The following is a 21859-nucleotide window of genomic DNA, read 5'->3' on the forward strand; positions in this document are numbered from 1 at the left end:
CGCAGCGGCCGGGCTACTCGGCCATCGCCGTCTCGCCGACCGGCGGCTCGGCGCGGATGACGGCGACGACGATGACGGCGGCGACGAGACAGATCCCCGCGAGCAGCGTCCAGCTCGCGCGGTAAGTCGCCGTGTCCGCGAGGTAGCCGAACGCGGGCGGGGCGAACAGCGCCCCGGAGGTCAGGGCGACCTGACAGCCGGCGGTCGCGCTCCCCATCTGGTCGGCCGGGACGAGCGTCGCCATGACGGAGTAGTAGACGCCCGTGAAGCCGAGGACGAAGAAGCCGAGCGCGGCGAACGCGACCGCGGCGGTCGCCGCCGTCGAGGTCCGCGCGACCACGAGGAACAGACCCGCGCTCGCGACGGTCTGGACGAGGAGGATGGCGCCGATCCGGGTCTGGGGCTCGCCGGGGAGGTGGTCGGAGAGCCACCCGCCGAGGAGCCGGCCGCCGCTGCCGAACAGCTGGACGATCGCCAGCACGGTGCCGGCGAACGCGACCGACGCGCCGACGGACTCCTCGACGTAGAGCACGGTGTAGCCGGTGGTCGTGAAAAGCGCCGCGCCGAGGAACAGCCCGGCGACGACGAGCAGCACGTACGGCCGGTTGCCCGCCAGCCCGCGGAGGTCCGGCCGGCTCGCGGACCCGCCGCCGGCGCCGCGGTAGAAGACGCCGAAGACGACCGCGACGACGAGGCCGAACCCCGCGGCGATCAGGAAGCCGGCCTGCCAGAAGAGGTAGCCCGCGAGCCCGGTGACGAGCAGGGCGCTGATCCCGCTGCCGCCGGTGACGCCGACCTGTTTGATCCCCATCGCGGTGTTCTGTCGGCCGGGCTGGACGCTGTCGTACACCGCCTTGTTCGTCCCCGGCATCGCGGTGCTGTAGACGGAGCCGAGCAGGAAGACGGCGACGAGGAGGAGCGCGTAGGAGGGCGCGCCGGCGACCAGCACCATCCCCGCGGCGAGGCCGACGAGGCCCAAAGAGAGGGTCCTGCGCTCGCCGACGCGGTCGGTTATCGCTCCCACCGGCAGCAGGAACAGGGCGTAGCCGAGGGTGAGCGTCGTGACGACGAGCCCGACCTGAAACCGAGAGAGGCCGAACTCGTCGCGGAAGAACGTCGTCGCTGCGAAGACGGTGTAGTAACAGATGCTCGCGGACACCTGCCAGAGCGTCACCAGCGAGACGGTGCGCCAGTAGGAGCGGTCCATCCACCAGCAGCCACCACGTCCCCGTTCATAAGCGGTGCCGTCGCGGCAACCGGGCCGGCGCCGTCCCGGTAATCGAGCCGGTCGCATCCCGGCAATCGAGCCGGTCGCATCCCGGCAATCGAGCCGGTCGCGGCCGCGGAAGGAGGCCGGCCCGGTTGCCCGCTCACGAATCCTTATGAGCCGCGACCGGGAGGGAGAAACCATGACACAGGACTGGCGGGACTCCGTCGAGCTCACCCAACAGCAGTCGCTCGTGCGGCGCAGCATCCGCGATCTGTGCGCCGACTTCGGCGACGAGTACTGGCGCGAGCGCGATCGGACGGCGACGTACCCGACGGAGTTCGTCGACGCGCTCGCCGAGGACGGCTGGCTCGGCATGCTCGTGCCCGAGGAGTACGGCGGCGTGGGGATGTCGACGAGCGAGGCCGTGGTGATGATGGAGGAGATCGCCGCGAGCGGCGGCGGCTTCGCCGGCCCGCAGTCGATCCACGGCGGGATCTACAACTCCGTCCCGATCGTGAAGTACGCCGACGAGGAGCTGAAGGAGGACCTGCTGCCGCGGGTCGCCGACGGCGACGCCCGCATCCAGGCGTTCGGCCTCACCGAGCCGAACGCCGGGTCGGACTCGACGGCGATGGAGACGTCGGCGGAGCGCGAGGCGCCACGCGCCTCGGACCGGAGCGGCACCGCCGCGGAGCGCGACGGCGACGAGTACGTGGTCAACGGCGAGAAGGTGTGGATCTCCCGCGTCGAGGACAGCGACTACCTCCTCCTGATGGCGCGGACCACCCCCCGCGAGGAGGTCGAGAAGCGCACCCGCGGCATCTCGATGATCCTCGTCGACCTCGAGGACGCCTACGGGAACGGCCTGGAGATCGAGCGCATCCCGAAGACCGCGAGCCGCGCGGTCCACTCCTACCAGCTGTACTTCGACGACCTCCGGGTCCCCGCGCGCAACCTGATCGGCGAGGAGGGGCGCGGCTTCTACCAGGTCCTCGACGGGCTCAACGAGGAGCGGCTGGTGATCGCCGCCGAGTGCCTGGGGCTCGGCGAGGTCGCCCTCGAACGCGGCATCGAGTACGCGAACGAGCGCGAGGTGTTCGGCGGCCCCATCGGCGCCAACCAGGCGGTCCAGCACCCGCTCGCGGAGGCGTACGCCGACCTGCTCGCGGCCAAGAAGGTGATCTACAGCGCCGCCGACCGCCTCGACGACCTCGAGCGCACCGAGGCCGGCGCGGAGGCGAACGTCGCGAAGTACCTGGCCGCGGAGGCCGCGTTCGAGGCGGCCGACGCCGCGGTCCAGACCCACGGCGGCTTCGGCGTCGCCCGCGAGTACGACGTGGAGCGCTACTTCCGCGAGGCCCGCCTGACGCGGCTCGTCCCCGTCACCCAGCAGCTCGCCCTGAACTACCTCGGCGAGCGCGTCCTCGACCTCCCGCGATCGTACTGACCGAGCCCGAGGCGAGCCCCGGAGGCGACCGATATCGGTGACGTACGGTTTTAAATGACAGCCGGTGGAGAGCGACTGCCATTTATAAATAGCGCGCCGTGGCGCGTGCCTGCGAGGCCGCACCGCGGCCGAGCAGCACGCGCGAGGGAGTCGCGAACGAAGTGAGCGACGAGGCTGGGGAGGTGTGAGGCTGCGGTGCTATGCGGGGCGGGACGCAAAGGGGCAGCCGCGAGGACGGCGCAGACGACGTAAGCACCGCAGGAACGAGCGCAGCGAGTAACGAGGAGCGCAACGAGTGTGCGCCGTCCTCGTGGCTGGGGCTTTGACGGTGTTCTCCGCCGATCGTGATCAACTGTTTATAAATAATCGACTGGAGCTTTGGCGGTGTCTACCGGCAATCCGAGTCGTTGATTCATAACGACGGAGTGAACGAAGTCGAGGTCGCCGCGTCAGCCGACCGAAAAAAATCCCCCGACGAATCGCGTCCCCTACCGCTTCCGACCGGACAGCGTCCCGGCCGCGCCGCGCAGCGTGCGAAGGGGGTTCGGCCGGCCGATCACCGTCTGGAGCACGTACAGCGCGAGGACGGCGGCCAGCGCCCCCACCTGAACGATCTGCATCGGATGGACCATCGCCACCACGCCGGCGACGAAGAAGGCGATCCGCAGCCCGAAGGTCTGTCCGCGGCCGAACACGAACTGGTAGTTGATCCCGTGGATGATCGCGATCGAACCGAGCATCGCGAGCGCGCCGGCCGACAGCGACGCGTAGTTGAACGTCCCGGAGACGAGCTCGGGGTGGTAGGCGAACGCGAAGGGGAGGACGAACAGCGGCGCGGAGATGCGCAGCGCCTCCTTACAGCTCCCCCAGAACCCGCCGCCGGAGATGCCGCAGGTGACCGCGACGCAGGTCGCGATCGGCGGCGTCAGCCCCGCCAGGATGGCGGCGTAGAACACGAAGAAGTGCGCCGCGAACTCGGGCACCGCGAACTGGCTGATCAGCGTCGGCGCGACGAGCAGCGCCACGACCGTGTAGGCGGCCGTCGTCGGCATGCCGAGGCCGAGGATGATACAGATGATCATCGCCAGCACGAACGCGACGATGGCGATGCCGCCCGAGAGGTCGAGCAGCGTGAGCGAGATGGCGGTCGGGACGCCCGTCGCCATCAGGATGTCGACGACGCCGTTGATCGCCGCGAGGATGATCGTCACCGGCGCGACGACGATCACGCCCTCGCGGAAGCCGTCGACCGTCTGTTCGAGCGTGTCGACGAGCGCCTCGCGGTTGCTCTCGCCGTCGAGGGCCGCCTGGATCTGCGGGATGCCGATCCCGAAGACGATCATCGAGAGCGCGGTGTACAGCGCCGCCGTCATCACCGTGTACTGGAGCACGCCCAGCACGTAGATTAAGATTAGAAGCGGGATGCCGTACTTCACCGACTCCAGGACCATCGTCCGGCGGTCCATGCTCTCGTTGATGAGGCCGTCCATCTCGGGGTCGTCGATCTGCGGCGCCGCCACGTAGTGGACGGCCATCGCGATCGAGACGACGAGTACTGCGGCCGGGATCAGCCCGGCGATGATGACGTCCACGTAGGTGACGCCGGTGATGAGCGACGCCATGATGAACGCCCCCGCGCCCATCACGGGCGGTAGCACCTGTCCGGCGGTCGACGCGACCGCCTCGATCCCGCCGGCGGTCTCCGGTTTGATCCCGTTCTCTTTCATCAGCGGGATGGTGAACGAGCCGGTCATCCCGGCGTTGGCGGTCTGGCTCCCGTTGACGGAGCCGATGACCGCGCTCGCGATGACCGCGGTCTGGGCGATCCCCGAGTCGACGTACTTCGCCGAGCGGACCGCCAGCCGGAGGATGAGGTCGAACGCGCCGTACGCTTTCAACAGCCCCGCGTACAGCAGGAATAAGGCGATCCACGCGGCCACCAACCGAGTGAGGAAGCCGTAGAACCCGTCGACGCTCACCACGAGGATCCGGAGGATACGCGAGGGGCTCAGGCCGCCGTGACTCAGGGCACCGGGCATGTACGGCCCCGTCAGCCCGTAGCCGATGCCGATGAGCACGACCGCGAGGAAGGTGATCCCGAACGAGCGCCACGTGAGGTAGATCATCGCGAGCGTGAACGCGAACGCCATCGCGATCTGCGCCTCCGTCGCGCGCCCGACCGTGTCGATCGCGACCTGCTGGTAGTTCAGGAAGAGGTAGCCGCTCGTGCCGAGCGTGATCAGCCCGGAGACGACGAGCAGCCCCGTCTCGATCCAGTTGCCCTCGATCAGCGGCTCGTCGAGCTCGGAGATTACGTACAGCGCGAGGATGCCGCCGAGGAACGCGACCGCGTACTGCCCGCGGGGCATCTGCTGGGTGTACGAGTACCACATGACGATCATCCAGAACGGGATCGAGTAGGAGATGAGCGCCATGCGGAGCCGCTCTTCGATGCCGGAGCCGAGCCAGAGGATCAGCCCGGCGATCCCGGCGACACCGATCACGCCGACGACGCCGACGATCGTCGCCGAGCCGTCGATTTCGGCGCCGAGAAGCGCGGGCGCGACGACGGTGGGACCGAAGACGACGAGCACCCAAAACGGCAGCGAGAGGAGGTACAGCCAGAGCTGTTTGCTCCCGCGGTCGCCGTCGGCGAGGTCGAGGGGTTCCTCGTCGCCGAGCAGGCTGTCCTCGGGTACCGGGTCGTCTGGCGGATCGGTCGGATCGGTCGGTGTGTCTGGGTTAGTGGCCATCCGTCGGAAGGGTGGGGCGTGTGTTACGGGTGAAAGTGGCGGTTTCCGCGCGGTGCCGCTCGTCGGTCAGGGGGTTACTCGTCGCCGCGGCTCCAGGAGTCGTCCCAGACGTCGTTGTCCTCGAAGAAGTTCGCCACGCCGGCGTGGATGTCGATGTCGGGGATAACCGTCTGGGTCATCGCTTCGGGCGAGTACTCCAGGGTCGTCGGGTCGGACTCGCGGAGCGTCTCCTCGTGTTCGATGGCGAGACGGCAGATCTCCTCGGTCGCGCGGGCCGGGATGTCGGGGCTGAACGCCCACTGGCCGGCGAGCGACCAAGTCGTCATCGTGTCGGTGTAGGCGGTGACCTCCTGCTCGTAGCCGTACGGGTCGATCTCCTCGAGGATCGCGCCGGGGTGATCTTCGATGACCGAGCGGAACTCGTCGTCGACCTCCAGCAGGTTCAGGCCGCCGCCGCTGCGCACGTCGACCTCCTGGCACCAACCCGAGAGGTTGACGCCGTTGGCGCCGTACAGGCAGAGCGCGTCGACGCGCCCCTCCTCGACGGCGCCCGGGATGTCGCCGGTGTCGACGTTGAGGATCTCGTTCGGCTCCCACATGCCGGCCTCCTTGAGGATCTCCTCGGTGAGCAGCCGCGTCCCGAAGCCGGGCTGGATCGGGTAGATCGTGTACCCGCCCTCGCGGAGGTCCGCGACGGACTCGACGTCGCTGCTCTCCAAGCCGACCCAGTGGATCTGCAGCGAGGTGAACAGGAACCCCTGGTCGGGGAGCGTGTCGACCGGGTCGTCGGCGAACGGGCCCTCCTCGTTGAGCGCCTTCGACAGCGAGTTGTTGTCGACGCCCATCGCCGGGATGTCGCCGCTGTCGTACGCGTAGAGGTTCGCCGTCCAGCCCTGCGTCTCCTGGACGGAGATGTTGAGGAAGTCGCTGTGCTGGGAGGCGGCGCGGGCGAGCGCCTGCCCCGCCGCCTGCGTCGAACTGCCGGTCGACGTCCCGCCGATGGTGACCGTCACGTCGCCGCTGCCGTCGCCGCCGTCGCCGCCGTCGCCGCCGGAACAGCCGGCGAGTCCGACGGCGCCCATCGCGGCCGCGCCCTTCACAACGTCGCGTCGAGTCGTCTTGTCACTATCTACCATGTAGATTCAGCAATACTGTGGATTGGTAAAAGGGTATCGTCGCACCCGAGAATTGACGGAAAGCGAGGGGATCGGCCGGGAAACGATACTACGGAGCGAGTTACTTTCCGTGTTTTTTCACCGCTTACGAGTTGGAAAAACGGATCGCCCTCGATCACGTATCAGTCGAGTTCCATGAGAACGCCGAGGGGAGATGGTGCGGCGTGTTGCCGCCGCCGTCGTCCGCTCGCGCGCGGTACGCCTCGAGGTCCTCGCGGAACGAGGGGTCGGCCACCGCGATCAGCTCCTCCGCGCGCTCGCGAGGCGAGCGCCCCCGGAGGTCGGCGACGCCGTGTTCGGTGACGACCACGCTCGCGTCGTGTTCGGAGTGGTCGACGTGCGGCGTCAGCGGGACGACCCGCGAGACGTCGCCGCCGACCGCCGTCGAGGGGAGCGCGACGACGCCGAGCCGGCAGTTGCGCGCGAAGTCGCCGCCGCCGCCGATCCCGTTGACGACGCGGGTGCCGCCGATGTGGGTCGCGTTCACGTTGCCGTACAGGTCGACCTCGACGGCGCTGTTGACGCCGACGACGCCGAACCGGTCGATGAGCTCCGGCGCGTTCGAGACGTCCGCCGGCCGCAACACCACGTCCTCGGCGTAGCGCTCGACGTCCGCGAACAGGCGCTCTTGGCCTTCGCTCGACAGCGCCAGCGAGGTGGCGCTCGCGCCCCGGAGGTCGCCCGCGTCGAGCATGTCGAGGAGGCCGTCCTGAACGACCTCGCCCACGTACGCCACGTCGCGGTCGCCGAAGTCGACGTCCGCGAGCGCGCCCATCAGGGCGTTGCCCAGGCTGCCGACGCCGAACTGGAGGTTCACCGCGTCGGCGAGCAGGGGGTTGCGGTCGAGTTCCGCCTCCAGGAACTCGCCGAGGTTCGCCGCGATCGCCTCGTCGGTCGCGGAGACCTCGCGGAACTCGTAGGGGTCGTCCGGCCGGTCCGTCTCGACGACCGCGGCGAGCTTCTCGGGGTCGAACCGGACCGCCGGCCCGCCCGTCTCGCCGAGGGGGTCGTCGAGGGGGATCGGCGACCGGTTCGGCGGGTCGTCGCGGACGTGGACGTCGTGGACGCGGGCGAGGTCGAGCGGCTGCGCGCGGTTCACCTCCACCACGATCCGGTCGGCCGCGCCCACGTACGCGGGCGTGTGTCCGATGGACGTGGAGGGGACGAGCCAGTCGGGGCCGACCGCGACCGCCTCGACGACCGCTATCGTCTCGCCGCGCATCCCCGCGCGAAGCCCGCCGAACCGCACCTCGTCGGCGAGCCGCGAGATGTGACGGTCGTGGAAGGCGAGCCGGCCGTCGTTGGCCGCCCCGCGGGAGGTCTCGTTCGGGACGAACGGGTAGCGGCGGGCCATGTCGCCGGACTCGACGAGGTCGCGGTCGATCTCGTCGCCGACGCCGCCGCCGGAGACCACGGTGAGCTCGCGCTCCTCGTCGGCCGCGGCGATCGCTTCGGGGACGAGCTTCGGGTAGCCGACGCCGCCGAACCCGGAGACGAGTAGCGTGGCGGTGGCGGGGACGAGCGCGGCCGCCTCCTCGGGGGAGGCGAACGGCAGGTCGCCGCCGAGCCGCGTCGCCGGGACCGGATCCTCGAGCGTCGGCGCCGCGGGGCCGGACGGCGCGGGCGTCACTCCAGGTCCTCCGGCTGGGTGCCGATCCCCTCGGGCCAGCCAGTCGGCTGCGCGGCGCTCGGCTGCGCGTGCGAGCGCTTCAGCACCATCGGCGTGCGCTCCAGGGAGAGCACGAGCTCGTCGTTCTGGTTGTACGCGCGCAGCTCCGTGGTGACGATGCCGACGTGGTCCCGGGAGGAGGACTCCCGCTTCTCGATCACTTCGGACTCCGCGAACAGCGTGTCGCCGTGGAAGACCGGCGCGTGGTGGCGGATCTCGTCGTAGCCGAGGTTCGCGGTGGCGTTGGCGCTGACGTCGATGACGCTCATCCCGACCGCCAGCGCGATGACGAAGGTGCCGTCGACGAGCCGCTCGCCGAACTCCGTCTCGGCGGCGTACGCCTCGTTGAAGTGCATCGGGTTGAGGTTCATCGAGAGGTTTGTGAACCAGACGTTGTCCGTCTCGGTCACCGTCCGCCCGTAGGGGTGTTTGTACACGTCCCCCACCTCGAAGTCCTCGTAGTAGCGTCCCTCCCAGCCGCCGACGAGTCGGCGGTCCGTCTCTCCCGCGTCGCCGCCGTCCGCCTCGGCCCCGTCACCGTCGTGTGCGTCGCTGTCGCGTGCCATACCGACCCCGACAACGAACGACTAAAAGAGGGTTGCGCTCGCGGCCCCGTCCGCCGGATCGGTCGCTCGCGGCCGACGCCGTCGCCGGCGCTATATCGAGGAGGTGTACAGCAACATCCCGACTGCGGCGATCGAGACCAACAGGATCCACGCGACCATGATGACCCCCATCTGACGGTGCGTGAGGTTCGTGCCCTCGAGTATCTCGGAGACGCCCATACGCGGAGGGATTAGCCGAGAGTATTTAATCGCTTCCAACGGAGGAAGTGGACTCGCTGGATCTTGACCGGAACCAAACGTGCTCGCTCGCTGCTCGCGGCGCAAAATTATGGACTCGCGGGGGTCCCGCGAGCGAACGGAGTGAGCGAGTGGGACCACGCGAGCGAACGGAGTGAGCGAGTGGGACCACGCGAGCGAACGGAGTGAGCGAGTGGGACCACNGAGCGAGTGGGACCACGCGAGCGAACGGAGTGAGCGAGTGGGACCACGCGAGCGAACGGAGTGAGCGAGTGGGACCACGCGAGCGAACGACTAAGCGAACGAAGTGAGCGCAGGAGTGGACTCGCGGGGATTTGAACCAGAACCAGACGTGCTCGCTCGCTTCGCTCGCTGCGCGCGACTGGTAGGGTTCAAATCCGCGCTCGTTACAGATTTGCGCCGCTCGCGACATTGCTCGCGGCGCAAAATTATGGACTCGCGGGGATTTGAACTCCGGGGTAGAACCATGCGAGGAGGCCGATTACGGGTGACTGGCATCAGCGATGAATCTGAAGACCACACCCCCGACCGACGCCAAGACCCGATTCCTGAACAAGAAGCGTAGCCACGTCACCGACAAGACGATCCACAACTACGACGCCACCCTGAGTCAGTTCCTCGACTTCCTCGACAGCGAGGGAACCGCCGACATGCGCGACGTGACCAGCGACACGATTGCCCGGTTCGAGGAACACCGCCTGCGGTCTGTCAAGCCCATCACCTGCCGGAACGACATGCGGATCGTCAAGAACTTCATCCAGTTCTGCGAGTCGATTCAGGCCGTTCCCGCCAGACTACACGAGCTGATCCAAGTCACGAAGGTCAAGCCCGGGGACGAAGTGTGCGACGACTTCGTGACGCGGGAGGAGGCCGTGGCAATCTTGGATCGACTCTCGAAGTTCGACTACGCCAGCACCCGGCACGTCGTCTTCCTGCTCCTCTGGAAGTGCGGGATGCGGATCAGCGGCCTCCGCGCGCTCGACGTGGAGGACTTCGATGAGGGACGGCCCGCGATCGAGATCCGACACCGGCCCGGAACCCGGACGCCACTCAAGCGAAAACTGGACAGCGAGCGGGACGTGTTCATTACCCCGGACACCGCCGAAGTGGTCGCTGATTACATCGAAACCACGCGCCCGGACGTGACCGATGATTACGATAGAACCCCCCTGATAGCCACGGCACACGGGCGGGCGAGTCGAACGACCATCACCAAGCACGTCTACCTGTCCACGTCACCGTGCTTCTACAACGGCGGAACCTGCCCGTTCAACGAGGATCCGCAGGAGTGTCAGGCAACCGGGTGGGGCCAAGCCTCGAAGTGTCCGGGTTCCGTTAGCCCCCACGCGCTTCGCCGGGGATACGTGACGGCCGCACGGAACGCAGGGCAACCGAAGGACGTGACCGGCGATCGGGTGAACATGAGCGGGTCGATCTTGGATCGGCACTACGACAAGGGGTCGCACGACGAGAAGGCCGAACGGCGGAGGGAATATTTGAAGGACATCTAATCTGAAACCCGGGTATTATTCGCTATCGTACCCTTGCTGATGGTATTCATTTACCAGAGATTTTCTGTTCATCCACTTTTGAAACTCGTCCCGGTTTGATTGACAGACAAAAACAAAGTTGACCAAGCAGGTCGCTCGTTCAAGTGTATATTCGCCATTAAGTTCTTCTCTCAGCATTTGATCCTGTATATCACGTACTTGTACAATCCCTTCAAGAGGGTATGGGAGTTCATTTTCCATGGCCATCATAGTATCACTAAGAGAACTCCAGTTTTCATACGATGTGAGTCCATTAAACTCGATACTACCTTCCTTGCCAACAATTTCGATCATCCGCTTGTCCTCAGTACCCTTTCCATCTTTGGGCAAGAATTGGCACTCGCACGAAAAGCGATACAGCGAGGAAAGATTGTCTGGGTCAAGTTGTTTCAAACGAGGTATGTTCTCATCTTCAAGAAGGTGATTAACCACTCGCTTGGTCTGAATATATTCCTCACTTTGATTCACGGATTCCATGACCTTCCTGCGATTCCCTTTCGTGCCGCCTATGCTCCCCGGCAGAAAGGCACTCAATCCAGCCTTCAAGGCTCCCCACGATTCTTTTTGTCTCGTGACTTGTGTCTTGTCATCTATTCGATCAAAAAATAGCTGCTGGATGTGTGACGGCGAATAGTACAAAATGTGCTGATATGGTTTTTCCATATCCCCGTTTAATCCCGCAAGAGGTATTATTAGTGTTCAAATATCAGTTATTTGGTGTTTTGGCCCCTGTAAGTCCCACTCACGAGGGGTGCCTGCCATCACGTGTCACGAAAACGCTATAATTTGGCTGGCCGACATTAGCATACGAACATTCTCGCCCGCGGGAGTGTTTCATTTGCCGGCTGTCGGTGGACTTCGGTCTATCCGGATCCGGCCGAGGTCTACCCATGTCATCAACTCAATCAGAACTCCCTGCTGTCGTCAGAACCGTCCGGTCTACTCTCCACGACACCATTCGAGACGCATTCGAAGCAGACCATCCTGTCGTCGTTGAGGCGCTCCCAGCCAGCGGCAAGAGTCGGGGTGTAGTCGAATGGGCCAGTCAGACCGGAAACCAACTCACGATCCTGACCGGTCGACACGATGTACGGGATCAATATGAGGAGTGGGCCGAGGAGTTCGGTGTTTCCTTCGGACACGTTCCATCTCAACGTCGGGATTGCCCCCTCGGTGTGAAATATAGTGGCGACGTGGAAGTACCGGCCGATGGCACGGATTGGGAGAAAAAGTTCGATACGCTGTTAGCGCAGTATGGGAGCGCATTCCAAGTCCACAAAAATCACGATGGTCTTCCTTGTCAGACCGACGGAGACTGCCCCTACGTCGAGAGATACCGTGGGTTCGACGCTTCGGATTACGACGTTATTGCGGGCCATTATCTTCACGTCTACTCCAGCTACCCTGAGTTTCCATTTCCCGAAGGCAGGTACATCGAAGACCGGTATATCGCGTTCGACGAGTTCCCCGAGGAAGACATAATCAACACAATCGAGGGCTACGAGGACGTGGTTACGGGCCTACTTGGGCGGATACCGGAGCTACCGTATGATACATTCGACGAAATCGAGGTGGCTTCGCACGCCGGCTTCGATTCCGATGAACAATCCTTGATCGACGCATGGATCGCAAAGAACGGGGGTAGTTTGTTCGATCCCGGGCTATCCGGGCCTACTGACAGGGACGACCCCAACGCGCCGGCATTACTGTGGGCAGCCTTATCCCGGGAGCCGTTAAAAAACGGATGGTGGCGGGCCGATCTCGGGTCAAGTGCCCGTGTTGCGATGAACGGGGGGAACGCACACATCCTCCGTCAGCCACCGACCGAGACTCTCGCTCGGGGCGTCGTCGCTCTTGACGGTACTCCTTCAATCGGACTATGGAGAATATTGTTGGGCGAGGATACCGAATTGGCGTCGATCCACGGGAACGACGAAGGCCGACGTAAGTACTTGCGAGATGGTCTCGGTATCCGCTTTATTCAGACCTCGGAAAGCACGAAACCCTACGGGAAAGCCGACTCGTTGACCAGACAACGACCCGAGGGTAGTTCTGATTATATTGATGATGACCGAGTCGCCCGGAAAGACATGCTCGCATTCCGGTGGATCGCACAGCAGGAGACGGACGCGGGACCGCTCGGATTCATATCCACGAAGGGCGCGATCAAGGTTTACGAAGACTACGGACTTGACGAATTTGTGGATGTACGAGGGCACTACGGAGACCTGAAAGGGAGCAACGAGTTCAGCGACATTCGGATCGGTATTGTGGCGGGATGTAACGAACCGAGCCATCCGCGGATTCAGATGTGGGGTGCGTTCGCTGGCCTGTCGCTGAAGCCCGAGAAGGGAGAGAACGGCACGATTCTCCGTGGATCGAGGAAGACATTTGGCGAGGACGGCGACCCGATTCTGGTGGCGCTTCGGGAGAATCAGGTCCTACAAGTTGCCATGCGGTTCGCCCGAGAACCGAATCGCAACCAGCAACCGGCACACGTCTACTTACACACGGCCGCGATTCCGGAGTGGGTTGAACCGGAACAGATGATCTTACACCCGAGATTATGGGAGCAGTCAAAGGGTATGGGGCAGGTCTTAACCGTGATACGTGAAGACCTCGCGGAGGGGAGCTGGAAGTCCAGCGACGTTTTCGAGGCCGTGGAGCGTAGGTACGGGGAAGACAAGAAGACTAATAGGAGACTCCGCGGCTGTCTTCAAGAACTTCGAGAGTCGAACACGGTTCCGTATACTCGTCCGGGCGGTGAAGGGAGTGGCTCGGGGGGCGCATACATATATCAGAAACCGGATGTATTTGACGGGCGCATGCTGGTCTATCGAGATGGTTACGTTCATGGTCCGAATAGTGTCATTTCGGACCAGCCGGGGACCCGTTAATCAGGAGACAGACACCGGTTTCGTGGAAGGTCGCCAAAAAGGCCTAATTTAGACAGTTTCCGGAAGACCGTGTCCGGGATAGAACGCCGCTGAAGTCGCAGTCAACCGCAACTACCCACATGGACGGCCCGAGGGGAAGGCCCGTCGACACCCGCACCCTGACCGTGAGCAGTTCCGCTCGCCATCCACGAATCCCATAGGGTCGGCCGAAAATCGCCTCAGCAATTCTCGGGTAACTCCGTGTCACGCGAAGGGCTGGCCTGACCGTGTTCTAACCCACCCCCGAACCGATGAACAATCACCGGGCGGTTCTGTCGCTCGCGGGGTTTACGGTGAGGCCCGTGGGGCGCGCCAGACCACAAACGAGATCCTTCCATGCTAACGGGTTTCAGGACGCCGTACAATCCATCCATGGGCCTTTGAGCCGACCCCTACATACGCCACCACGTTGCCGGTGAGCCCCGTGGTACGTCTTTGATTGAGAGAAACCCATCCATACGAGTCAGTTTCTTGAAGCCCATAGGAGCCATCCTCGGCCGTCTGACGCTACCCTGCCCGGTCACTTCTCGTCGCCCGAAACCCACCAAACGACGGCCCGACCGCCGACCTTCTTCTTATGAATTCGGCCCTCCTCGGCCAGTTCGTTCAGCTTGTTCAAGGCTGTCCGACGGACGATCCCGAGTTCGTCCGCCACCTCGGTTGCGGTCCGGGGTTCGGCATCGGTGAACAGCGCCAGTACGTCCTCGGGAGCGACGGTCTCGGAGTAGGTGCCGTCGTCTGACCGCTTGCGATTGTCCTCGGCCATATCGGGCGGTTCTCTCCCGAACCAGATAGTCGTTTCCAGTTCCTTCGAGGGCAACCGATACAGCTATATCCTATTCCTACGTAGGTAGTGGTAAGGAGGACCCGTCCCTCGGGGCGTATCGGAAACGCCCGGCGGTAGGACGCCGGACGGTGGCCTTCTGTGGGAGAAAGCCGATGGAAATTAACACCGACACGGTTGAAAGCAGTAACGTTTTTGAGAAACTCGCGTTCGACAACAGAACCGCAAAGCGCGTCGCTTGGTCCAAGTGGAGCTTCACGATTGTCGCGCCTTTCGAGATCGAGGTCCGCAACCTAAGTTACGGCCACCTCGCGGAGGACCACACGTACCGAGTCATGATTGACGAGCAGGGCGTGCCGGTCTCCTGTACATGCCCCGGTTTCGAGTACCACCACGGACCGAACGGGCGCGTCGGAAAGCACATGCTGGCCGTGGCTACGGTTGGCGGTCCGACTCTACTGGAAGCTGCGCGGGCGTTCTCTCCGAACCACGGACCGACAGGGGCAACCACGACGACGACCGCCTCGGAGAAATTGAAGGCTGACGGCGGTCGGAGTCCGGCCGACGATTCAACTGACACCGAGTGTACTGAATGTGCCAGCCTCTCGGATCTCCCATGCTTCAACTGCTACGCCGCTGGCCCGCGCGAACTTCCTGAATAGGATAGAACCCCGCCGCCCGCGGTCTTTTGCTCGGCATACCGGAGCGCCAGAACGGTCCATCTTCGCCGGCCGGTTCTACCGCAATACGATTCCTTCCCCGATCCGGTCAGTACAGGGGACTCAAGCATCGATTAGCACAGATGAATCACAGATCGCTCAGTACTACACCCCAGTTAGTATTTCCATCCGATTCTGTAATGGAGTCGGCCCCATAATTTTAAAAAAGAACAAGTACATGTCGAAGTATGCGATTTTTTAGTAGAACCGTCATTGCGGGTGTAGTCGTCGGTTCGGCAGTTGGTATTATCGCAGGAGTACTCATCGGCCCGGACGGGTGGGCGCTTGGCGGAGCGGTGGCAGGCGGGACCATCGGCAGGAGAAGTACCGATATCGCGGAATCGGTAATCGAGAGTTCGAAAGCGGGCGTACTTACTGCCGTCGTGTTCGCAGGAGTTTTCGGATTCGGTAGCAGTGTACGTGCCGCGATCGAGGCGGGGAGTCCAGAGTTACTGGCACAGGGTTTGGGACCGTTCTTTTCGATCGCATTTATATATGGATTCGGTTGTTTCATCGCCGCCGCCGCCACCGGCGCAATCGTTCATGTCGTCCAAAATTCCAGATAGGTAGTCAATTCGCAAGCACATTCTACCGGCTGATACAGCCCAACAGGGCCGTAAATAAGACGCGTATCCAGTCCAGCTTCCGGAGTTGTGGGTGCCGATCGATACCGGGGAGTTCTAGCGAGGTTCCCCCAAGATACCGCCGTGGAACCCCCACGCCGACCGCCCCGACGTTCAGCCCATCCGGTCGAGAGCGTCCCGGCGGTCCTCCACGGATACGTTGTCGCACCTCCTGACCCGGCTACAATCTCGCGGGCTTCTCTCGCAGCGAGGACTACACAGGGGCTACCGACTGTCGAACTCGGTATTCCCCCCAGTCTTCTTCCTTCGTCAAAACCCCACCACGGCTCACCCGCGACCCCATTACCGAATCAAATGTTGGCGGCAATTCGGGCCGCGAGACGGAGTCAAATGGTCTTCTCGGGTAGTTCCTGAATACGTATATTGATGTAGTAGGCCCTCTAAGGGCTAAATACAGTCATTCGGCGGCTTCGAAAACTGAATGGACTCGCGGGGATTTGAACCCCGGGCCTCTTCCTTGCGAAGGAAGCGATCTGCCACTGATCTACGAGCCCTCATCACGAATCAATCCCCGTTCGTATTTGTACCTTACCTTTCGCTGACCGGTGCGGGAGACGCTCACATCCGAGAACCGAACCGATTCGGGGAAACATTGGAGACGGCGCGAAGCCGACCGGCACCGACGGGATTACATATCCAGCGCGGGAACCAACAATTCCAGCGGTCTTCGGTCGGTTCCTCCGACCGATTAACGGTTTTGAGATGCGTTCCATATTCGTTACCCTTTTGCCCGCGGACGACCGACCGTATCGTATGTCAGACGCGACGGCGACGAACGCGGACACCGACGTGGATCCGGCCGCGCTCGCGGCCCTCAAACACGTCGGGCTCGTCGGCGGCCTCTCCGAGACGAAGGTGTCGTGCGCGGCGCTCGGCGACCGACTCGACGCCTCCACGCAGACCGCCTCCCGGCGCCTCCAGACGCTCGAATCCGCGGGCTACGTCGAGCGCGACGTGGTCAGCGACGGGCAGTGGGTCCGGGTGACGGACGCGGGCGAGGCCGCGCTCCGCGCGGAGTACGCCGACTACCGCCGCCTGTTCGAGTCGGACGTCGAGCTCTCGCTCCGCGGCTCGGTCACCGGCGGAATGGGCGAGGGGCGCCACTACATCACGCTGCCGGGGTACGCCGAGCAGTTCCGCGAGCGCCTCGGCTACGACCCGTTCCCGGGCACGCTGAACGTGGACCTCACCGAGGAGAGCGTCCGCCGCCGCGGCGAGATGGCCGGCATCGACGCCGTCCCCATCGACGCGTGGGAGGGCGAGGACCGCACCTACGGCGCCGCCACCTGCTACGGGGTCACCCTCGTCGCGGACGGCGAGCGCTACGAGGCGGTCCACGCCATCGTCCCCGACCGCACCCACCACGACGACGACCAGCTCGAGCTGATCGCGCCGGACCGGCTCCGCGACGCGCTCGACCTCGCGGACGGCGACGCGGTGGAGGTCCGCGTCGAGCCGACGACGCGCGCGGACGAGCCGGAAGCGACCGCGGTCGAGACGGAGGCCGCCTGATGCGCGCCGACGTCGACGCCGACGCGGAGGCGAACGCGGGCGCGGCCGGCGAGGCCGACGCCACCGAGGCGGACGCCGCGGAGACTAGCGATTCCGTCGAGCGCGCGCTCGACGCGTTCCGCGCGGGCGACCCCGTCTGCGTCCACGACTTCGCGGACCGCGAGGGCGAGACGGACATCGTCTACCCCGCGGGCGCAGTCGATGAGGCCGCGGTCGCGCACATGCGCAACGACGCCGGCGGCCTGATCTGCGTGGCCGTGAGCGACGCGGTCGGCGACGCGTTCGACCTGCCGTTCCTCGCGGACGCGCTCGACCACCCCGCGGTCGACGACGACCCCGACTACGACGACCGCTCCTCGTTCTCGCTCCCCGTGAACCACCGCGACACGTTCACCGGGATCACGGACGCGGACCGCGCGAAGACCATCGTCGAGGTGGCGAACGCCGCCGGCCGCGTCCGAGAGGACCCGACGGGCTACGGCCCCGAGGACTTCGCCGCGGAGTTCCGCGCCCCCGGCCACGTCCACGTCCTGCGCGGCGACCGCGACGGTCTCGCCGGGCGGACCGGCCACACGGAACTCGGCCTCGCGATGGCCGAGGCCGTGGGGGCCGCGCCCGCCGCCGTCGTCTGCGAGATGCTCGACGACGAGACGGGTGACGCGCTCTCGCCCGCCGACGCCGCCGCCTACGCGGCCCGCCGCGACATCCCGTACGTCGAGGGCGCGGCCCTCGTCGAGGCGCTGAAATAATCGACCGCCGCTGCGGTCGGCGCGCGCCTGCGAGCGGTCGCCCTCGGCGACCGCGAGCCAGCGCGTGCGAGGGAGTCGGTCGCCGAGCGAAGCGACGGCGACCGACGAGGCTGGGGAGGTGAGAGGTGCGGTTGCCGTGCGGTTGTGGGTGGGACTCAAAGGGGCAGCCTGGAGGACGAAGCACGACGACGTAAGCACCGCAAGGAAGGAGCGGTAGCGACTGACTGAGGAGCGCAACGAGTCGCGCGAGTCCTCCCGGCTGGGGCTTTGGANCGACGACGTAAGCACCGCAAGGAAGGAGCGGTAGCGACTGACTGAGGAGCGCAACGAGTCGCGCGAGTCCTCCCGGCTGGGGCTTTGGAGGTGTTCACCGCGGAATCGTCGATCACGTATCGCCGAGCGGCTGAGCTTTGTAAGCGGTTATCGTTGCTTCGTCAGAGGGATCAGAACTCGATCCGTCGCGACAACCCCGACCGGTTGTCACAGTTTTAAGCCCGCCGGCCGCAACCACGCACTATGGGATTCGATGAGATGGACGTCGACACGATCTGGAAGAACGGGGAGTTCCTCGACTGGGAGGACGCGACGACCCACGTTCTGACCCACGCGCTCCACTACGGGAGCGGCGTGTTCGAGGGCGTCCGCTGTTACGACACCGAGCAGGGGCCGGCGATCTTCCGGTGGGAGGAGCACCTCGACCGGCTGTTCGACTCCGCGAAGATGTACGACATGGAGATCGAGCACTCCCGGGAGGAGATCACCGAGGCCACCCTCGAACTCCTCGACCGGCAGGACCTCGACTCCGCGTACGTCCGGCCGATCGCCTACTACGGCTACGACTCGCTGGGCGTCTCGCCGAAGGACTGCCCGACCGACCTCGTCCTCGCCGCGTGGCCGTGGGGCGCGTACCTCGGCGAGGAGGCCCTCGAAGAGGGCGTCGACGTGATGGTCTCCTCGTGGCGGAAGCACGCCTCCTCGCAGGTGCCGACGAACGTGAAGACCACCGGCCTCTACGTCAACTCCATGCTGGCGGGCGAGGAGGCGCGCCGGAACGGCTACGTCGAGGCCATCGTCCTCAACAAGGAGGGGAACGTCGCGGAGGGGCCGGGCGAGAACATCTTCATGGTCAACGACGGCGAGATCTACACCACGGGGCCCGCCCAGTCCATCCTCGAGGGGATCACCCGCGACACCGTGATCGCCCTCGCCGAGGAGCGCGGCTACGAGGTCCACGACGAGGCCGTCATCTCGCGCGGCCAGCTGTACACCGCCGACGAGCTGTTCTTCACCGGCTCCGCCGCCGAGGTCACCCCGATCCGCTCGGTCGACGACACCGAGATCGGCGCGGGCACCCGCGGGCCGGTGACCGAGGAGCTCCAGAGCGCCTTCTTCGACCTGGTCGAGCGGCGGACGGACGACCACGACGAGTGGTTCACGTACCTGTAACCCGCCTCATCCGCGTTTCGCAGGGTTAGTTTTTCCCGAACCGTCGGTCACTCGAACCGCTACTTCCCCGAACCGCTACTCGCCGACCCTCGTCCCTCGGCCGCCGACCCCTCCCCGTCGCCGGGGGTCCCGTCGGTCCGGACGTGTCCGAACCCGTCGGCGGTGTCCGCGCCGTCGCCCTCGCCCGGGCTCTCCTCGTGGACGGGGACCTGGTGGGCCGACTCCGCGAACCCGGCCGAGAGGACCCGCGTCATCCCCTCTTCGACGGTCTCGCCGGTCTCCTCGATCCGCTCCGGCTCGACCTCGATAACGAAGCCGGTGGTGATGTTCGGGGCGGTCGGCATGAACAGGACGATCTTCCCGTCGCGGGTCTTCTTCCCCGTCCGGAACGCGGTCATCCGGATACCGGGCCACGTCTCGATGTACACCGGGCTCTGCAGTTCGTCGGTGCCGGAGATCGCCGTCTCGATCGCGAGCTTCGAGGCGTTGTACACCACCCGCAGCGCCGGGATCCGGTTTATCGCGTCGTCCACCGCCGACTCCGCCAAGCGGCCGACCGTGGTCCGCATGAAGTACCCGACCGCGAGGACGACGGTCGCGAACACCGCGAACGCGATCACCACCCGAGAGACGGGCTCCAGCGGCGCCGGGATGACCTCGGGCTGGAGCCCCTCGATCAGCGGGATCGACGCGATGTACTGGTAGATCCAGCGGAGGACGAGCAGTAAAACGAGGAGCGGCGCCAGCACGATGAGGCCGCTGGCGAAGTCGCGTTTCCACGTGGACATCTATCGCGTTGGTATGTGTCGGCAATCCTTAAAGGGGCTTCTACGCGCCGACGGCGCGCGGTCACCGGGGTCGAGAGTACCCCGCCTACTGCCCCAACACCGCCCGGGCCGCGAACGTCAGGTTCTCCTTGCGCTCGCGAACGCGACGGTAGAAGTACGAGAGCCACTTGTCGCCGTACGGCGCGTACTGGTGTACGTCGACCCCCTGCGCGGCGAGGTCGCGCTGGGCGTCCTCGCGGACCCCCATCAGCATCTGGATCTCGTAGTCGGCGCCGTGCTCGCGCGCGAGCCGGTCCGAAAGCGAGATCATCTCGGGGTCGTGGCTGCCGACCGCGATCCCTCGGTCCCGCCGCTCGAAGAGGGATCGGAGGTCGTCGCGGTACGCCTCGTCGACGCGCGCCTTGTCCGTGTACGCGATCGACGACGGCTCGTCGTAGGCGCCCTTCACGAGCCGGATCTTGCCGGGAACGTCGACGAGACGGTCGAGGTCGTCGGCGGTCCGCTTGAGGTTCGACTGGATACACTGGCCGACGCTCCACGGGTAGTCGGCGGCGATCGACTCGAAGGCGTCGAGGGTGGCGTCGGTGGTGTCTGCGTCCTCCATGTCGCACCAGACGAACGCGTCGAGCTCGTCGGCGCGCGCGACGATCTCGCGGTAGTGCTCCTCGAACAGGTCCGCCGAGACGTCCATCCCGATCTGGGAGGGCTTCACCGAGACGCAGGCGTCGAGGCCGCTGTCGGCGATGTCGTCGAGCAGCCCGAGGTAGGCGTCGGTGTCCGCGCGGGCGTCCGCGGCGTCGTCGTAGTGCTCGCCGAGCAGGTTCAGGATGACCGCGACGCCGCCCTCGTTCGCGGCGCGGGCGTGGTCGAGGGCCGCCGGGACGCTCTCGCCGGCGACGAACCGCCGGGCGATGGGGGGGATCATACGATGACTTCCGGACGGAGCGAACTTTACCTTTGCCGACCCGGCGGCCGTGACCGGGAGCCGGATCCGAGCTTTATAACACGCCGCGCGTCGCCCGTGGAGACATGATCGGAACACTTGTCGCGACCGCGTTCTGGGCGATGCTCCCGGCGTACGTCCCGAACAACGCCGCGGTGTTGGCCGGCGGGGGGCGCCCCATCGACGGCGGCCGCGAGTGGCGCGGCGCGCGGCTGCTCGGCGACGGGAAGACGTGGCGCGGCACCGCGGTGGGGACCCTGGTCGGCGTGCTGCTCGCGCTCGCGCTCAACCGCCTCAACGACCCCGCGAGCGCCGCGCTGGGCGCCGAGCTGCCGACGTTCGCGCTCCCGGCGGCGTTCGCGCTCGCGTTCGGCGCGATGTGCGGCGACATCGGCGCCTCGTTCCTCAAGCGGCGGTCCGGGCGCGAGCGCGGCGCCGCGTTCCCCGGGCTCGACCAGCTCGACTTCGTCGTCGGTGCGCTGGGGCTCGTCTTCCTCGTCGACGCCGACTGGGCGCTCGCGGTGTTCACGCCGCGCGTCCTCGCGGTCGTCCTCGTGATGACGCCCGTCCTCCACGTCGTCACGAACGTCGGCGCGTACGCGCTCGGCGTCAAAAACGAGCCGTGGTAAGCGGAGGCGGGAGTTCGCTCTCCGGCGAGCGGCTCGTCGAGAAGTTCCGTACCGAACTGTTTTCTCTCGGGAACTGATCAC

General features: G+C 65.4%; 18 protein-coding genes and 1 tRNA gene. 8 read left to right on the forward strand and 11 right to left on the reverse strand.

Features of this window, described 5'->3' with window-relative positions; translation table 11 throughout:
* Positions 1-13 precede the first annotated feature (13 nt).
* Entirely contained in the window at positions 14-1207 is a 1194-nt protein-coding gene (locus C470_RS07615) for an MFS transporter (protein ID WP_004598747.1), read from the reverse strand.
* 202 nt (positions 1208-1409) lie between these two features.
* On the opposite strand from C470_RS07615, the gene C470_RS07620 reads away from it, so the two are divergent.
* On the forward strand, positions 1410-2657 hold the full coding sequence (locus C470_RS07620; protein WP_004598746.1) for an acyl-CoA dehydrogenase family protein: 1248 nt from the start codon (positions 1410-1412) through the stop codon (positions 2655-2657).
* Positions 2658-3145: 488 nt separating this feature from the next.
* On the opposite strand, the gene C470_RS07625 is transcribed toward C470_RS07620, so the two are convergent.
* The 5 genes from C470_RS07625 to C470_RS16385 form a co-directional block, all read right to left on the reverse strand.
* The gene (locus tag C470_RS07625) at positions 3146-5410 is read right to left on the reverse strand and encodes a TRAP transporter permease (protein WP_008366419.1); all 2265 of its coding nucleotides are present in this window, start codon (positions 5408-5410) and stop codon (positions 3146-3148) included.
* 74 nt (positions 5411-5484) lie between these two features.
* On the reverse strand, positions 5485-6510 hold the full coding sequence (locus C470_RS07630) for a TAXI family TRAP transporter solute-binding subunit (RefSeq protein WP_007345839.1): 1026 nt from the start codon (positions 6508-6510) through the stop codon (positions 5485-5487).
* 190 nt (positions 6511-6700) lie between these two features.
* The gene (locus C470_RS07635; RefSeq protein ID WP_008366421.1) at positions 6701-8215 is read right to left on the reverse strand and encodes an acetyl-CoA hydrolase/transferase C-terminal domain-containing protein; all 1515 of its coding nucleotides are present in this window, start codon (positions 8213-8215) and stop codon (positions 6701-6703) included.
* Complete coding sequence (locus C470_RS07640; protein ID WP_008366423.1) at positions 8212-8820, reverse strand: MaoC family dehydratase; 609 nt, start codon at positions 8818-8820, stop codon at positions 8212-8214. Before C470_RS07640 ends, C470_RS07635 begins: the two co-directional genes overlap by 4 nt.
* A gap of 90 nt (positions 8821-8910) precedes the next feature.
* Entirely contained in the window at positions 8911-9039 is a 129-nt protein-coding gene (locus C470_RS16385) for a hypothetical protein (protein ID WP_004598741.1), read from the reverse strand.
* Between the two features lie 542 nt (positions 9040-9581).
* Here C470_RS16385 and C470_RS07645 point away from each other — a divergent pair.
* The gene (locus C470_RS07645; RefSeq protein WP_008366425.1) at positions 9582-10589 is read left to right on the forward strand and encodes a tyrosine-type recombinase/integrase; all 1008 of its coding nucleotides are present in this window, start codon (positions 9582-9584) and stop codon (positions 10587-10589) included.
* A 15-nt stretch (positions 10590-10604) separates the two neighbouring features.
* Here C470_RS07645 and C470_RS15690 read toward each other — a convergent pair whose 3' ends face one another.
* Entirely contained in the window at positions 10605-11291 is a 687-nt protein-coding gene (locus tag C470_RS15690) for a hypothetical protein (protein WP_152418653.1), read from the reverse strand.
* A 227-nt stretch (positions 11292-11518) separates the two neighbouring features.
* Here C470_RS15690 and C470_RS15695 point away from each other — a divergent pair, with 227 nt between their 5' ends.
* Positions 11519-13525 (forward strand): hypothetical protein, encoded by a 2007-nt coding sequence (locus C470_RS15695; protein ID WP_152418654.1) that lies wholly within the window; start codon positions 11519-11521, stop codon positions 13523-13525.
* Between the two features lie 559 nt (positions 13526-14084).
* Here the strand turns inward: C470_RS15695 and C470_RS07660 are convergent.
* Positions 14085-14330 carry a helix-turn-helix transcriptional regulator gene (locus C470_RS07660; RefSeq protein ID WP_008366431.1) on the reverse strand — a complete coding sequence of 82 codons (246 nt, stop codon included), beginning with the start codon at positions 14328-14330 and terminating at the stop codon, positions 14085-14087.
* Between the two features lie 173 nt (positions 14331-14503).
* On the opposite strand from C470_RS07660, the gene C470_RS15700 reads away from it, so the two are divergent.
* Positions 14504-15010 (forward strand): SWIM zinc finger family protein, encoded by a 507-nt coding sequence (locus C470_RS15700; protein ID WP_008366433.1) that lies wholly within the window; start codon positions 14504-14506, stop codon positions 15008-15010.
* A 1123-nt stretch (positions 15011-16133) separates the two neighbouring features.
* Here C470_RS15700 and C470_RS07665 read toward each other — a convergent pair.
* A tRNA-Ala gene (locus C470_RS07665) sits at positions 16134-16205 on the reverse strand.
* 259 nt (positions 16206-16464) lie between these two features.
* Between C470_RS07665 and C470_RS07670 the strand changes: the two genes are divergently transcribed.
* The 3 genes from C470_RS07670 (at position 16465) to C470_RS07680 (ending at position 19418) form a co-directional block, all read left to right on the forward strand.
* On the forward strand, positions 16465-17223 hold the full coding sequence (locus C470_RS07670) for a DUF120 domain-containing protein (RefSeq protein WP_004598736.1): 759 nt from the start codon (positions 16465-16467) through the stop codon (positions 17221-17223).
* Positions 17223-17972, forward strand: a complete 750-nt coding sequence (gene ribB / locus C470_RS07675) for a 3,4-dihydroxy-2-butanone-4-phosphate synthase (protein ID WP_004598735.1) — start codon at positions 17223-17225, stop codon at positions 17970-17972. Before C470_RS07670 ends, ribB begins: the two co-directional genes overlap by 1 nt.
* A 516-nt stretch (positions 17973-18488) precedes the next feature.
* The gene (locus tag C470_RS07680) at positions 18489-19418 is read left to right on the forward strand and encodes a branched-chain amino acid transaminase (protein WP_004598734.1); all 930 of its coding nucleotides are present in this window, start codon (positions 18489-18491) and stop codon (positions 19416-19418) included.
* 59 nt (positions 19419-19477) lie between these two features.
* On the opposite strand, the gene C470_RS07685 is transcribed toward C470_RS07680, so the two are convergent.
* Together C470_RS07685 and C470_RS07690 are read right to left on the reverse strand one after the other, a co-directional pair.
* A complete protein-coding gene (locus tag C470_RS07685) occupies positions 19478-20206 on the reverse strand; it encodes a DUF502 domain-containing protein (RefSeq protein ID WP_007345834.1) in 729 nt (242 codons plus the stop codon).
* 85 nt (positions 20207-20291) lie between these two features.
* The gene (locus tag C470_RS07690) at positions 20292-21131 is read right to left on the reverse strand and encodes a proline dehydrogenase family protein (RefSeq protein ID WP_008366437.1); all 840 of its coding nucleotides are present in this window, start codon (positions 21129-21131) and stop codon (positions 20292-20294) included.
* Between the two features lie 104 nt (positions 21132-21235).
* Here C470_RS07690 and C470_RS07695 point away from each other — a divergent pair, with 104 nt between their 5' ends.
* Complete coding sequence (locus C470_RS07695) at positions 21236-21778, forward strand: CDP-2,3-bis-(O-geranylgeranyl)-sn-glycerol synthase (RefSeq protein WP_004598731.1); 543 nt, start codon at positions 21236-21238, stop codon at positions 21776-21778.
* Positions 21779-21859 lie beyond the last annotated feature (81 nt).

Source organism: Halorubrum distributum JCM 13561, from assembly GCF_000337395.1.
GTDB lineage: Archaea > Halobacteriota > Halobacteria > Halobacteriales > Haloferacaceae > Halorubrum > Halorubrum distributum.

Excerpts from the sequence above, each read along its gene's own strand:
- C470_RS07615 (WP_004598747.1), bottom strand. The coding sequence starts at position 1,207 with ATGGACCGCTCCTACTGGCGCACCGTCTCGCTGGTGACGCTCTGGCAG.
- C470_RS07620 (WP_004598746.1), top strand. The coding sequence starts at position 1,410 with ATGACACAGGACTGGCGGGACTCCGTCGAGCTCACCCAACAGCAGTCG.
- C470_RS07625 (WP_008366419.1), bottom strand. The coding sequence starts at position 5,410 with ATGGCCACTAACCCAGACACACCGACCGATCCGACCGATCCGCCAGAC.
- C470_RS07640 (WP_008366423.1), bottom strand. The coding sequence starts at position 8,820 with ATGGCACGCGACAGCGACGCACACGACGGTGACGGGGCCGAGGCGGAC.
- C470_RS16385 (WP_004598741.1), bottom strand. The coding sequence starts at position 9,039 with ATGGGCGTCTCCGAGATACTCGAGGGCACGAACCTCACGCACCGTCAG.
- C470_RS07645 (WP_008366425.1), top strand. The coding sequence starts at position 9,582 with ATGAATCTGAAGACCACACCCCCGACCGACGCCAAGACCCGATTCCTG.
- C470_RS15690 (WP_152418653.1), bottom strand. The coding sequence starts at position 11,291 with ATGGAAAAACCATATCAGCACATTTTGTACTATTCGCCGTCACACATC.
- C470_RS15695 (WP_152418654.1), top strand. The coding sequence starts at position 11,519 with ATGTCATCAACTCAATCAGAACTCCCTGCTGTCGTCAGAACCGTCCGG.
- C470_RS07660 (WP_008366431.1), bottom strand. The coding sequence starts at position 14,330 with ATGGCCGAGGACAATCGCAAGCGGTCAGACGACGGCACCTACTCCGAG.
- C470_RS15700 (WP_008366433.1), top strand. The coding sequence starts at position 14,504 with ATGGAAATTAACACCGACACGGTTGAAAGCAGTAACGTTTTTGAGAAA.
- C470_RS07670 (WP_004598736.1), top strand. The coding sequence starts at position 16,465 with ATGTCAGACGCGACGGCGACGAACGCGGACACCGACGTGGATCCGGCC.
- ribB (WP_004598735.1), top strand. The coding sequence starts at position 17,223 with ATGCGCGCCGACGTCGACGCCGACGCGGAGGCGAACGCGGGCGCGGCC.
- C470_RS07680 (WP_004598734.1), top strand. The coding sequence starts at position 18,489 with ATGGGATTCGATGAGATGGACGTCGACACGATCTGGAAGAACGGGGAG.
- C470_RS07685 (WP_007345834.1), bottom strand. The coding sequence starts at position 20,206 with ATGTCCACGTGGAAACGCGACTTCGCCAGCGGCCTCATCGTGCTGGCG.
- C470_RS07690 (WP_008366437.1), bottom strand. The coding sequence starts at position 21,131 with ATGATCCCCCCCATCGCCCGGCGGTTCGTCGCCGGCGAGAGCGTCCCG.
- C470_RS07695 (WP_004598731.1), top strand. The coding sequence starts at position 21,236 with ATGATCGGAACACTTGTCGCGACCGCGTTCTGGGCGATGCTCCCGGCG.